The organism is Gammaproteobacteria bacterium (assembly GCA_009838035.1).
In the GTDB taxonomy this organism is placed as follows: domain Bacteria; phylum Pseudomonadota; class Gammaproteobacteria; order Steroidobacterales; family Foliamicaceae; genus Foliamicus.
Genome location: VXSK01000003.1, coordinates 248594 through 260441, shown reverse-complemented (window position 1 = coordinate 260441; position 11848 = coordinate 248594). Strand labels below are relative to the sequence as shown.

The 11848-nt window shown below is 64.5% G+C and carries 12 protein-coding genes; 10 read left to right on the top strand and 2 right to left on the bottom strand.

The features are described from left to right. Positions 1 to 62: 62 nt before the first annotated feature. From F4Y72_03840 to F4Y72_03810, 7 genes are all read left to right on the top strand, one after another. Positions 63 to 1442: an aminotransferase gene (locus tag F4Y72_03840; protein MXZ27420.1), complete on the top strand. Its 1380-nt coding sequence runs from the start codon at positions 63 to 65 to the stop codon at positions 1440 to 1442. Between the two features lie 27 nt (positions 1443 to 1469). Beyond that, a complete protein-coding gene (gene tcuA, locus F4Y72_03835) occupies positions 1470 to 2858 on the top strand; it encodes an FAD-dependent tricarballylate dehydrogenase TcuA (protein ID MXZ27419.1) in 1389 nt (462 codons plus the stop codon). Positions 2859 to 2911: 53 nt separating this feature from the next. Further along, the gene (gene tcuB, locus F4Y72_03830; GenBank protein MXZ27418.1) at positions 2912 to 3994 is read left to right on the top strand and encodes a tricarballylate utilization 4Fe-4S protein TcuB; all 1083 of its coding nucleotides are present in this window, start codon (positions 2912 to 2914) and stop codon (positions 3992 to 3994) included. Positions 3995 to 4041: 47 nt separating this feature from the next. Continuing rightward, a complete protein-coding gene (rplU, locus tag F4Y72_03825; GenBank protein ID MXZ27417.1) occupies positions 4042 to 4452 on the top strand; it encodes a 50S ribosomal protein L21 in 411 nt (136 codons plus the stop codon). 3 nt (positions 4453 to 4455) lie between these two features. After that, on the top strand, positions 4456 to 4713 hold the full coding sequence (locus F4Y72_03820; protein ID MXZ27416.1) for a 50S ribosomal protein L27: 258 nt from the start codon (positions 4456 to 4458) through the stop codon (positions 4711 to 4713). 96 nt (positions 4714 to 4809) lie between these two features. Next, positions 4810 to 5868 (top strand): GTPase ObgE, encoded by a 1059-nt coding sequence (gene obgE, locus F4Y72_03815; GenBank protein MXZ27415.1) that lies wholly within the window; start codon positions 4810 to 4812, stop codon positions 5866 to 5868. Beyond that, positions 5840 to 6160: a heavy metal-binding domain-containing protein gene (locus tag F4Y72_03810; GenBank protein ID MXZ27414.1), complete on the top strand. Its 321-nt coding sequence runs from the start codon at positions 5840 to 5842 to the stop codon at positions 6158 to 6160. Before obgE ends, F4Y72_03810 begins: the two co-directional genes overlap by 29 nt. A 9-nt stretch (positions 6161 to 6169) precedes the next feature. Here F4Y72_03810 and F4Y72_03805 read toward each other — a convergent pair whose 3' ends face one another. Beyond that, the gene (locus F4Y72_03805) at positions 6170 to 7228 is read right to left on the bottom strand and encodes a Glu/Leu/Phe/Val dehydrogenase (GenBank protein ID MXZ27413.1); all 1059 of its coding nucleotides are present in this window, start codon (positions 7226 to 7228) and stop codon (positions 6170 to 6172) included. A 35-nt stretch (positions 7229 to 7263) separates the two neighbouring features. Next, complete coding sequence (gene rpsT / locus F4Y72_03800; GenBank protein MXZ27412.1) at positions 7264 to 7533, bottom strand: 30S ribosomal protein S20; 270 nt, start codon at positions 7531 to 7533, stop codon at positions 7264 to 7266. 110 nt (positions 7534 to 7643) lie between these two features. Between rpsT and F4Y72_03795 the strand changes: the two genes are divergently transcribed. The 3 genes from F4Y72_03795 to F4Y72_03785 are packed head-to-tail and all read left to right on the top strand — an operon-like array spanning position 7644 to position 11847. Beyond that, entirely contained in the window at positions 7644 to 8837 is a 1194-nt protein-coding gene (locus tag F4Y72_03795; GenBank protein MXZ27411.1) for an MFS transporter, read from the top strand. A gap of 1 nt (position 8838) precedes the next feature. After that, positions 8839 to 10857: a DUF3604 domain-containing protein gene (locus F4Y72_03790; GenBank protein MXZ27410.1), complete on the top strand. Its 2019-nt coding sequence runs from the start codon at positions 8839 to 8841 to the stop codon at positions 10855 to 10857. Positions 10858 to 10875: 18 nt separating this feature from the next. Beyond that, a complete protein-coding gene (locus F4Y72_03785) occupies positions 10876 to 11847 on the top strand; it encodes a quinone oxidoreductase (protein MXZ27409.1) in 972 nt (323 codons plus the stop codon). The last annotated feature ends 1 nt before the right edge of the window (position 11848 follow it).

Genomic DNA, 11848 nt, shown 5'->3' with positions numbered 1-11848 from the left:
TTGCAGCTACTCAACGGCGATGAAGTATACAATGTTGTATACAACGTGTCTACAAAATCCTGATGGAGTCCCTGGCCCGAGAAACCCATGCGGCGCGGTGCGCCTGGCAGGCTGACCGCCGCCATGTCCTGCATCCCTGGCAGCACTTTGAGTCGTTCCGGGAAGAGGGCGCGCTCGTGCTGGAAAAGGGTGACGGCGCGTACGTCTGGGACGTGGACGGGCAGCGGTACCTGGACGCCGTGGGCGGACTCTGGTGCACCAACATCGGCCTGGGAAGGACAGAAATCGCCGATGCAATTGCCGGGCAGGTGGCACGGCTCGCGTTCGCGAATTCGTTTGTTGACATGGGCAGCGTTCCCGCTGCGGAACTGGCGGAAACTGTCGCCGCCCTGGCTCCTGGCGACATCAACCGGACGATATTCTCGACAGGAGGATCGACTGCGGTGGATACGGCGGTCCGGCTCGCGCATTTCTACCAGTTTTGCAGGGGCAAGCCGGAAAAACGGCATCTGATTTCGCGGCAACAGGCTTACCACGGCAGTACTTTTATGGCGGCATCGCTGACCGGGAGGGACCGGATCCCCGAATTCGAGTACGCGACCGGCGCGATTCACTTCGTTTCCTGCCCCAATTACTACCGTGCGCCGGACAATATGACGGAGGCGCAGTTTTGCGATTTCCTCGTGGAAGAACTGGAGCGGAAAATCGTTGAGCTCAAGCCGGAAAACGTATCGGCTTTCTTCGCGGAGCCCGTGATGGGCGCGGGCGGCGTCATCGTGCCGCCGCCGGGCTACAACAAGCGGACCTGGCAACTCTGCCGCGATTACGATGTGCTTTACGTCGCCGACGAGGTGGTGACCGGCTTCGGCCGCCTGGGGCACTGGTTCGCAAGCAAGGGCGAGTTCGATATCGAACCGGACATCATTACCTGCGCCAAGGGCATTACCGGCGGCTACCTTCCCCTGGGTGCAACGCTGTACTCGGACCGCATTCACGAGGTCATCAGCAGCGGCGATCCGGCGCGATTCTTCGGCCACGGATTTACGTATGGAGGCCATCCGGTGAGCTGTGCCGCCGCACTGAAGGTGATCGAGATCATGCAGCGGGAAAACGTGCTTGCCGCCGCCCGGAAAGTGGGCGGCTACTTCGAATCGAGACTGCGCGAACTTGAGGACCTGGCAATCGTCGGAGACGTTCGCGGGCGCGGTTTCATGATGTGCGTGGAGTTCGTCGCTGACAAGGCTACAAAGGGCCTGTTCCCCGCAGAGCTGAATATAGGCAAGCTCGTATCCGACCAGTGCGAGAAACTCGGCCTGCTCGTGCGGTCGATCGGCAACCTGAACATCATGTCGCCGACGTTGACTCTCACTCGCGAGCAGGTTGATTTCATCGTCGATACGCTGCGCCGGGGTATCGAGAACACCGCCAGGGAACTGGCCTGACCATGAGCTTGACGCGGCGCTAGTTCCTTGAGCCTCCCGCGCCAGACGGATGTCCTCGTGATCGGAGGAGGTAACGCGGGCCTGTGCGCTGCCATCGAAGCGCGCGAACGGGGCGCCGCTGTTGTGATACTGGAGCACGCGGACCGTTCGATGCGCGGAGGAAACACCCGGCACACGCGCAATCTTCGTGCGATGCACGCAGGCCCCGCACATACGCTTGAAAGAAGCTATACCGGGGAGGAGTACTGGCAGGACCTTCTGAGCGTTACCGAAGGACATACGGACGAAGCGCTGGCCAGGCTGATGATCCGCCACAGCGGGGAACTGCTCGGATGGTTGCACGAGAAAGGCGTGCGTTTTCAGCCGGCGCTAACCGGCACCCTGAATCTGGCGCGCACCAATGCCTTCTTCCTCGGCGGCGGCAAGGCGCTGCTGAACGCGCAGTACAGGACCGCGGAAGCCTTGGGCGTTCGCGTTTGCTACGACAGCGAAGTCAAACGACTGAACATATCCCGGGGGCACTTCGGTAACGCGGTTTTCCTGTATCAGGGCGAAGAACACGAGATTGCGGCCAGGTCCGTGGTTGTGGCCTGCGGGGGTTTTCAGGCGAACGAGAACTGGATGCGGGAAGCCTGGGGCGAGGCTGCCGACAACTTTATCGTGCGCGGCACTTCCTACAATCGAGGCACCGTGCTGAAGGACCTGATCGGCAAAGGGGCGGAAACGACAGGCGATCCCACCCAGTGTCACGCCATTGCCGTCGACGCGCGTGCGCCGAAATATGACGGCGGGATCGTGACGCGTCTGGATTGCGTGGTCTTCGGAATCGTCGTGAACAGGTTCGGGCAGCGCTTCTATGACGAGGGGGAGGACTCCTGGCCCAAGCGCTACGCGATCTGGGGGCGACTCATTGCCCGGCAACCGGACCAGATTGCCTATGCGATCATGGATTCAAAGGTGCTGGACCGTTTCATGCCATCCCTGTTCCCGCCCATGACCGCGGACACGATCGAGCAGTTGGCTTCCGACTTGGGAATTGAATCGGGAGCGCTGACAAGGACTGTTGATCAATTCAATGCGAGTGTGTCCTCCGGAAGCTATAACCCGGAAATACTCGACGATTGTTCCACGCACGATCTTCAGCCTCCGAAGTCGCACTGGGCCTTGCCTCTGGATACGCCGCCGTTTTACGCCTACCCGCTCAGGCCCGGCATCACCTTTACCTATCTCGGCGTAAAGGTCGACGAACAGGCGCGCGTGCTGTTCCAGGGTGGGAAATCTTCGCCGAACGTCTTTGCCGCGGGCGAAATCATGGCGGGCAATATCATCGGCAAGGGCTATTGCGCCGGCACGGGGATGACCATCGGCGCGGTTTTCGGGCGCCTGGCAGGCCAACATGCGGCCTCGGCGGTGTAACGGTGTTGGAGAGCTTGCGGCAGGAAAGCGCGGTCGGAGAGGCGCAGCGGGTGATGAACATCTGCAATGCCTGCCGGTATTGCGAAGGTGTGTGCGCGGTGTTTCCGGCCATGTCCCTGGTTCGGGCGTTCTCCGATCGTCAATTGCACTACCTGGCAAACCTTTGCCACAACTGCACGGCCTGTTATCACAACTGCCAGTACGCTCCGCCGCACCCCTTTGCCGTCAATGTGCCGGCGGCTTTGACGGAACTGAGGACCGAAACCTACGAAGCGTATGCGTGGCCCGGCATCCTTGGCCGCCTGTTTCGCCGAAACGGTCTGTTCGTTACGCTTGCGACTGCGCTTGCGCTGTCGATGGTCCTGGCGCTTGCATCCGTCCTTGTCGATCCGGGCGTAATGTTTGCCGAGCACTCGGGGCCCGGTTCCTTCTACGCGGTGATCAGCCACGGCGTCATGGTGGCCGTTGCGGGCAGCACATTCGGTTTCAGTCTGCTTGCACTCTCGATGGGTGTGCGCAGATTCTGGCGCGAGACCGGCGCCTTCGCGCGGGCCAGACCCATGTTCAGCGCCTTCCGCGGCGCGCTCAAGGACATGGCCACGCTGCAGTACCTCGGCGGGGGGCACAAAGAGGGCTGCAGTCCGCGCGACGAAGGCCGCTCGAACCAGCGCCGCTATTTTCACCAGGCCGCCATGTGGGGCTTCTTGCTTTGTTTTGCGTCCACCTGCGTAGCGGCCTTTTACGACTACGCCCTGGGACAGGTCGCGCCCTATCCATTCTTCAGCCTGCCGGTATTGCTGGGGTCCATTGGAGGCATCGGCCTCCTGGCGGGGCCGGCCGGACTGTTCTGGCTGAAATTGCGAAGCGACAAGATTGCAATGCCGCTTCGCCACTACGGCATGGACTACGCGTTCCTGGCCTTGCTTTTTGTCATCAGCCTGACCGGATTCCTGCTGCTAATGCTGCGCGAGACCGCTGCCATGGGACTGACGCTGGCCGTGCACCTGGGGTTCGTCCTGGCGCTGTTCCTGACGCTTCCGTACAGCAAATTCGTGCATGCGGTTTATCGGTTCGCGGCACTGCTGCGTTTCAATGCCGAGCAGCCGGAGCAATCACGGCCTGCCACCGTCGCCTGATGCGGATATAATCGCGCCCCGGCCAGTAAGGTTCCCGGAGAGTCCAGATGTTTGCGGTGATCAGCACCGGCGGCAAGCAGTATTGCGTTTCCGAAGGTCAGCGTGTGCGCGTCGAGCGCCTCAGCGCCGAGGTCGGCGATGAATTGAGTTTCGACGCCATGCTGATTGGTGGGCAGGAAAGTTCGGAGACGCGCATCGGGACTTCGGGCAAGCCGGTAGGCCAGGTTCGGGCCACCGTGTGCGAACACGGCCGGGCGAAAAAGATCGAAGTGATCAAGTTCAAGCGGCGCAAGGACTATCGCCGCACGCTGGGGCATCGCCAGCAATTCACGACCGTGGAGATTGCCGGCATCGATCTGCCGAAGGCGCCCGCGAAGAAGGCCCCGGCAAAGAAAACAGCCGCTAAGAAGGCCCCGCCAAAGAAAGCCGCGGCGGACAAGTCGGGCGAGGAGAGTTGATCTATGGCGCATAAGAAAGCTGCGGGCAGTTCCCGCAACGGCCGCGATTCCGAATCCAAACGGCTCGGAATCAAGAAGTTCGGCGGCGAGCAGGTGCTGGCCGGCAATATCCTCGTGCGCCAGCGCGGGACCGCCTTTCATGCCGGCGCCAACGTGGGCCTGGGACGCGATCACACCCTGTTCGCCACCAGCGACGGCGTCGTCCGCTACGAGCGCAAGGGCCCGGCAAACCGCCGCTTCGTCTCCGTAATCCCTTCCTGACCCAGGGCGCGACGGCGTCGCGCCCTTTGCGGCAATCACCCCGTTTCGGACGGGGATCGTGGTAGTTTCACGACTCGCCAGCCGCCACCACCTGCCATGAAATTCTCCGACGAAGCCCGGATCCGCGTTCGCGCCGGCGACGGCGGCGACGGCTGCGTGAGTTTCCGCCGCGAGAAGTACATTCCCCGCGGCGGCCCTGACGGCGGCGATGGCGGCGACGGCGGCGACGTGACGCTGGTGCTTGCGCCGGACATCAACACCCTGGCCGACTTTCGCGCCCGCAAGGTGTTCCGGGCCGGCAACGGCAGCGCCGGGGCGGGCCGCGACCGCAGCGGCGCGGCCGGCGCCGACCTGCGAATCCCGGTGCCGGCCGGCACCCGGGTGACCGAGGCCGACACGCAGGAAGTGCTGGGCGAACTCAACGCCGACAATACCGAACTGCTGGTGGCCCGCGGCGGGCGCGGAGGGCGGGGCAACACCCGCTTCAAGTCCAGCGTCAACCGGGCGCCCCGCCAGCACACGCCGGGCACGCGCGGCGAAGCCCGCCGACTTGAGCTGGATTTGACGCTGCTGGCGGACGTGGGGCTGCTGGGCCTCCCGAACGCCGGCAAGTCCACCCTGCTGCGGGCCGTGTCCGAAGCCCGTCCCAAGGTGGCGGACTACCCGTTCACGACCCTGCATCCGCAGTTGGGCGTGGTGGCCGTGGGCCCGATGCAGAGCTTCGTGATGGCCGACATCCCGGGGCTGCTGCCGGGCGCCGCGAGCGGCGTCGGACTGGGCTCCCGGTTCCTGCGCCACTTGAGGCGCACGCGGCTGTTGCTGCACCTGGTGGACATGACCTCCGCGGAAGGCGCAGCGGCGCCGGTCGGAAACCTGGCGGAGGACGTCACTACGATTGCCGGGGAGCTGAAGAAATTCGATGAGAAACTGGCCGGACTGGAACGCTGGCTGGTATTGAACAAGGCCGACCTGCTGCCCGAAGAAGAGGCCGCGCGGATCAGAACGGGTCTCACCGGGGAACTGGCCTGGTCCGCGCCCGTGTTCACGATTTCGGCATTGACCGGCGCGGGCACGCGGGAACTTGCAGCCGCATCCGTACAGAGACTGGAAAAACTGGAGAAAGAGCATGATTCTGACGACGACGCCAACCGTTGAAGGCAAGTCAATCCGCGAATACCGCGGAATCGTGACCGGCGAGGCCATCGTCGGCGCCAACATCCTCAAGGACATATTCGCCGGCATTCGCGACATCGTGGGCGGCCGCTCGACCGCCTACGAGAAAGAGCTGAGACGGTCCCGCGAGACGGCGCTCGCCGAATTGTCCGAAGAAGCCCGCATGAAGGGCGCCGACGCCGTTGTCGGCATCGATCTGGACTACGAAGTCGTGGGCACCGGCGGCAGCATGCTCATGGTCGCCGCCAGCGGCACCGCGGTAAGGCTTCGGTGAGAGGTTGTGCTAGCTTGCAATCGCCGAGTCTATACTCCCGCGACGAACAACTTCTTCGGCGATTTCGTCGGCAACGGCGTTAGTGGAGAGTCCTGTTTCGTCTGAGCGTTCGTATACGCGGCGCAGGATGTCACCAAGTCCATGCAAGTGGGCTTGGAGGTTCTCTCTTGGCGCCCTGTTCAGCTGGTAGTGCAGATCGATAATGCCACCGGCGTTTGCCAGGTAATCCGGCGCGTACAAGACGCCACGGACCTTCAGTTTTTTTCCGACGCTTGGGGACGCCAACTGATTGTTGGCCCCTCCGGCAATGATTGGCGCGCGAATCCGGGTTATGGACGTTTCATCCAGGATTCCGCCCAGCGCGCAGGGAGAGAAAACGTCCACGTCCGCCGCCAGGATCTCCTCGCTGCCCGCAAGCTCGGCGCCCAACTCCTCGGCCATGCGGCCTGCGAGTTGCCTATCGACATCCGCGAGAACAAGCCTGGCGCCCTGAGCCGCAAGCAGCCGGGCCAGACGGCCGCCAACGTTCCCCACGCCCTGAATGGCGACCCGAGTGCCGTGCAGGGATTTCCCGGCGCCCTGCAGGTAACGGATACTGGCCTTGATGCATGCCAGCAGGCCTTGAGCGGTCGACGCGGACGCATTACCGCTGGCTGCGTCGATTCCGCCGACATGCGCAGTGACCTCGCCGATCGTGCGAACATCATCCATCGTCGTTCCCATGTCGAACGAGGTGATGTATCGGCCATTGAGCGATTCGACGGCATCGCCGAAAGCGTGCAGCAATTCGGTGGTCTTGTCCCTTGCGGGATCTGCAACCACGATGGCCTTCCCGCCGCCGAAAGGGATACCTCCTACGGCGCACTTGTATGTCATGCTTTGCGACAGGCGTAATACATCGCTGAGTGCTGCCGACGTAGTTTTGTAGGGCCGCATTCGGCAGCCTCCGATTGCGGGGCCGAGGCGTGTGTTGTGGATGGCGATTATCGCTTTGAGCCCGCTTGGGCGATCACGAAAGAAATGCACGGATTCGTGTCGAAAATCCGCATGATTAAAGAGATCGTCCATGCGCACGGCTCTCGTGGCGCGCTCGGAGAAAGGGCTTATCCTTCCTTGAGGGCTCGCAGGCGTTTGTTGAGGCGGCTCTTGTGGCGGGCGGCCTTGTTGGCGTGGATGATGCCCTTGCCGACCATCGAATCGATGACAGGTCTGGCTTGCTCGTAGGCGGCCGCGGCCTTTTCGGCGTCGCCGGAGTCGAGGGCGCGCACGGTCCTGGAGATGGCGGTGCGCAGCTTGGAGCGCGCCGACATGTTGCGCGCGCGGCGGCCGACGGCCTGGCGGGCGCGCTTTGCGGCTTGTGCTGAATTCGCCATGGGCGCGCATTGTAGCCGAAGCGCCCCCGCCTGTGCGTCTGTTGGTTTGTGATTGCGCGTGGGATTGGCGGGCTGCTATTGTGCGGCCTTAGCAATCGCCGGGGCCGGCCATTCTTTCCGACCTGCTAAGCCGCAACATTCTGATCCTGCTCGTGGCGCAGGCCGCGTCCGTTACCGGCACGGTCGCGATCGTCACGGTAGGCGGGATACTGGGCCGCGGGCTGGCGGGGAACCCGGCGCTGGCCACGCTGCCGCTGTCGATGCTGATCGTCGCCACGGCGCTTTCGACCATTGTCGCCGCTTCGATCATGTCGCGTATCGGGCGGCCCCGGGGCTTTGCCCTGGGCGCGTCCCTCGGCGCCGCGGGAGCGGGGTGCGCCTGGGCCGCCACCGCGGTGGGCAGCTTCGCCCTGTTCTGCCTGGGCTCGATGCTCATAGGCTGCGCCACGGCCTTCTCGCAGCAGTACCGGTTCGCCGCCACCGAAAGCGTCAGGGCTGCTGCGGCGCCCACGGCGGTCGCGGTGGTGTTGACTGGCTCCATGGCCGGCGCGATCCTGGGTCCCAGCCTGGTGGCGCGGGGCGAGTACTGGATTGCCGGCGCGCAATTCGGCGGCAGTTTCGCTGCGATGGCGGCTTGCTACGCGCTGGCCGGCGCCGTCCTCCTGGCGCTGCGCCCGGCGTCAACGAAAGAGCGGGAGGAATCCGGCGGCGATGTCCGTCCGCTAAGGACCATTACCCGGAGCCGGCTGTTCATTGTGGCCGTGGTAGGCGCGGCGATGGGGCAGGGCGTCATGGCTTTCATGATGACGGCGGCCCCGCTGGCCATGCACGTCGTTGACGGGCACTCCCTGGCCACGACTGCGGCGGTCATCCAGGCGCACGTGCTCGCGATGTACGCGCCGTCCCTCGTTGCCGGCGGCCTGATCACGCGGTTCGGGGCCGGGCGCATCATGATGGCCGGCGCGGTTCTTCTGGGCGCGACGCTGGCCGCGGGGCTGGCGGGCCGGGAGGTAATGCACTACGGCATTTCCATGGTGGCGCTGGGTTTCGGCTGGAACTTCCTGTATGTGGGCGGAACGGCGCTGCTGGCGCGCTCCTATCGGCCGGCGGAACGTTTTCGCGTCCAGGGCCTCAATGACTTCATCGTGTTGGGATGCGCGGCGGTGGGATCCCTGAGCGCCGGGGCGGTGATGCAGCTACTGGGTTGGGACGCGGTGCTGTACGCTTCCATGCCTGCGATCATGCTCGCGATGGCTGCGATCATCTGGGCCCGGCCGGACCGCGAAAGCGTGGTGGCAGGCTGACATGCTCATCAGGAATTCCGTATTTGCGAAGATTCCGGGCGCGGTCGTCTGGGCCGCGCTGTCCTGCGGTTGCGCCGCAATTCCTTCGCCCGACAGCGCAAGCGATTCGGAAGCGTCGCGGCAGACGGCCGCCATGCCGCCCGAGGGCCTTGTGCGTTATACGGAAGAGCGCGAAGCCTGCGCGAATCGAAACCCCTATCGCAACGCCTATTTCGGCGACCTGCACGTGCACACTTCCTATTCCTACGACGCCCGGCCGCTGGGCGTGACCACGGTACCGTCCGACGCCTACCGCTACGCGCGCGGCGAGGAAATTTTGCTGCCTCCCTATCAGGAGGGCGGGGAACCGGTGGCGGTCCGCAAGATCGGTCCCGCACTGGACTTTGCCGCCGTCACCGACCACGCGGAGTTTTTCGGCGAACTGGCGCTGTGCGCGGACCCCAACAGCGAGGCCTACGGCAGTCGAAGCTGCCGGGCCTTCCGCAACGGCGGTCCCACCGCGATCCTGATTCTGGTGCGGGGTCTGTCGAGAGACGTTCCGGCTCGCAGCGCGGACATCTGCGGCGAAGACGGCGCCCGATGCGCGGAAGCCGCTCGGACCTACTGGGAGCGCACCCGCGAGATGGCGGAAGCGGCCTACGACCGCTCCTCGAGCTGCGGCTTCACGACCTTCGTGGCCTACGAGCACAGCGCCACTCGCAAAAACAACTCCTACCACCGCAATGTGATCTTCCGCAACGACCGGGTGCCGGAGTTGCCGATAACCACGTTCGAGGCGCCGTCCGACAGCGAACTGTTCGATCTGCTGTCCGCGGAGTGCCTCGAGGGAGCAACGGGATGCGATGTGCTGTCCATACCGCACAGCTCCAATCTGAGTTCCGGCACCCTGTTCACTTCCGCCGTCGATGAACCGGAGCCCGGCCAGGGCGCAACCGTTGCGGCACGGCAGCGCAACGTGCTGGAGCCGATCGTGGAGATCTTTCAGCACAAGGGCAGCGCCGAGTGCTTCAACGGCCTTCCCGGCATCCTGGGCGGGCCGGACGAGCTGTGCGACATGGAGGAACTGCGCCGGTACTACCGCGGCTTGCCGGCGGAGGGCAACCCTCCGCCGTTCTGCGGGGAAGGCGAGACGGGGGTGGGCGCCAGCCTGAACGCCGGATGCGTATCCAGGAACGACTATTACCGCGGCATTCTCCTGACCGGCCTGCAAACCGGTCGCCGGCTAGGCGCCAATCCCTACAAGTTCGGCGTGATCGGCTCGACGGACACGCATCTTTCCACGCCCGGCGCCGTTCAAGAAAGCGGCTGGCGTGGCCATAACGTGTCCGAAACCGACCTCGCCGAGCGCCTCACGCCCAGCCCGGTGCATCCCATCGGGCTCTACACCAACCCGGGCGGCCTGGCGGGGGTGTGGGCGGTGGAGAACTCTCGCGACGCGCTGTTCGAGGCGCTCCAGCGGCGCGAGGTATTCGGAACGACCGGCCCCCGCATCCGGCCGCGTTTCTTCGGCGGCTGGGAGTATTCCGAAGACGCCTGCAAGTCCGTGGCGAAAACCGGGTATGCGCAAGGCGTGCCCATGGGAGAGGATCTGCCGGCCGGCGCAACGGGCGCTTCGCCTCGGTTCATCGTGGCGGCGGGGCGCGATCCCAAAAGTGCGCCGCTGCTGCGCCTTCAGGTGATCAAGGGCTGGGTGGACGACAAGGACCAGGCGCACTACAAGGTGTTTGAAGTAGCGGGGGATTCCGAGTCCTCGGGTTCGATGAATCCGGACACGGGAGTCTGGAGCGGCCCCGGACACGATGCGCTGTGCGGTGTGTTCGAGGATACGGAATTCGATCCGGATGAGCCGAGCTACTACTACATGCGCGCGGTGGAAACGCCGTCGTTGCGATGGAGCTCGCGCCAGTGCCTGGAACTGCCGTCCGAAGCGCGTCCGGCGGAGTGCGAAAACACGGCGCCCGGTGTCATCCGGGAGCTCGCCTGGAGTTCGCCCATCTGGTACACGCCTGAAGAAAGCTAGCCCGGATAAAATTTCCGGATGAGCCATGCAATTCAGGTAGACCGGGCGGGCGGCCCGGAAGTGATGGAGTGGCGCGCCGTCAATGTGGGCGCTCCCGGCCCCGGCGAACTGCTTATCGGTAACCGGGCCATCGGTTTCAACTTCATTGACACCTACTTCCGCACAGGCGTCTATCCGCTGGAATATCCGAGCGGACTCGGCTCCGAAGGCGCGGGCGAGGTGCTGGCGGTAGGCGAAGGTGTCGAAGGGTTCGCGCCGGGAGACCGGGTGGCTTATTGCACGCCGCCGATAGGGTCCTATTCGGAGGAAAGAATCTATCCCGCGGACCGTACCGTGCCTCTTCCGGACTCCGTCAGCTACGAGCAGGCCGCCGCCATGATGCTGAAAGGGCTGACGAGCTGGTACCTGCTGCACCACAGCTATCCGGTACGGCAAGGCGACGACGTGCTGCTGTACGCGGCCGCCGGGGGCGTGGGGCAGATCGCCGCCCAGTGGGCGGCGCTGTTGGGAGCGCGCGTCATCGGCATCGTGGGCAGCAGCGGCAAGGTGGATGAAGCGCGCCGGGCAGGTTGCGCCGACGTCGTGCTGGCCGACGATCCGGACCTCGTTGCCAAGGTGCGGGAACTGAGCGGCGGCGGCGTGGCGGCGGTGTACGACTCCCTGGGGAAGGACACGTTCATGCAGTCGCTGGACTGCCTGCGTCCGCTCGGCACGATGGTGACCTTCGGCAATGCGACCGGCCTGGTGGAGCCGATCGCGCCCATCGACCTGGCGCGGCGCGGCTCATTGAAGCTAACCCGGCCGATCCTGTTCGATTTCGTGTCGACCGAGGAGCAACTGCACGGCGCGGCCGCAACCTTGTTCGAGCAGGTCGGATCGGGCGCACTCTCGATAAAGATCGGTCAGCGCTATCCCCTGCAGGACGTGGCCCAGGCGCACCGCGACGCCGAGAGCCGGCGCACCACCGGCTCGACGATTCTGCTGCCCTGAA

Bases quoted from the DNA above. Each gene is read 5' to 3' on its own strand.
- F4Y72_03790 (MXZ27410.1), top strand. From the start codon at position 8,839: ATGCTCATCAGGAATTCCGTATTTGCGAAGATTCCGGGCGCGGTCGTC.
- F4Y72_03785 (MXZ27409.1), top strand. From the start codon at position 10,876: ATGAGCCATGCAATTCAGGTAGACCGGGCGGGCGGCCCGGAAGTGATG.
- tcuB (MXZ27418.1), top strand. From the start codon at position 2,912: ATGAACATCTGCAATGCCTGCCGGTATTGCGAAGGTGTGTGCGCGGTG.
- F4Y72_03805 (MXZ27413.1), bottom strand. From the start codon at position 7,228: ATGGACGATCTCTTTAATCATGCGGATTTTCGACACGAATCCGTGCAT.
- obgE (MXZ27415.1), top strand. From the start codon at position 4,810: ATGAAATTCTCCGACGAAGCCCGGATCCGCGTTCGCGCCGGCGACGGC.
- rplU (MXZ27417.1), top strand. From the start codon at position 4,042: ATGTTTGCGGTGATCAGCACCGGCGGCAAGCAGTATTGCGTTTCCGAA.
- F4Y72_03810 (MXZ27414.1), top strand. From the start codon at position 5,840: ATGATTCTGACGACGACGCCAACCGTTGAAGGCAAGTCAATCCGCGAA.
- F4Y72_03820 (MXZ27416.1), top strand. From the start codon at position 4,456: ATGGCGCATAAGAAAGCTGCGGGCAGTTCCCGCAACGGCCGCGATTCC.
- rpsT (MXZ27412.1), bottom strand. From the start codon at position 7,533: ATGGCGAATTCAGCACAAGCCGCAAAGCGCGCCCGCCAGGCCGTCGGC.
- F4Y72_03840 (MXZ27420.1), top strand. From the start codon at position 63: ATGGAGTCCCTGGCCCGAGAAACCCATGCGGCGCGGTGCGCCTGGCAG.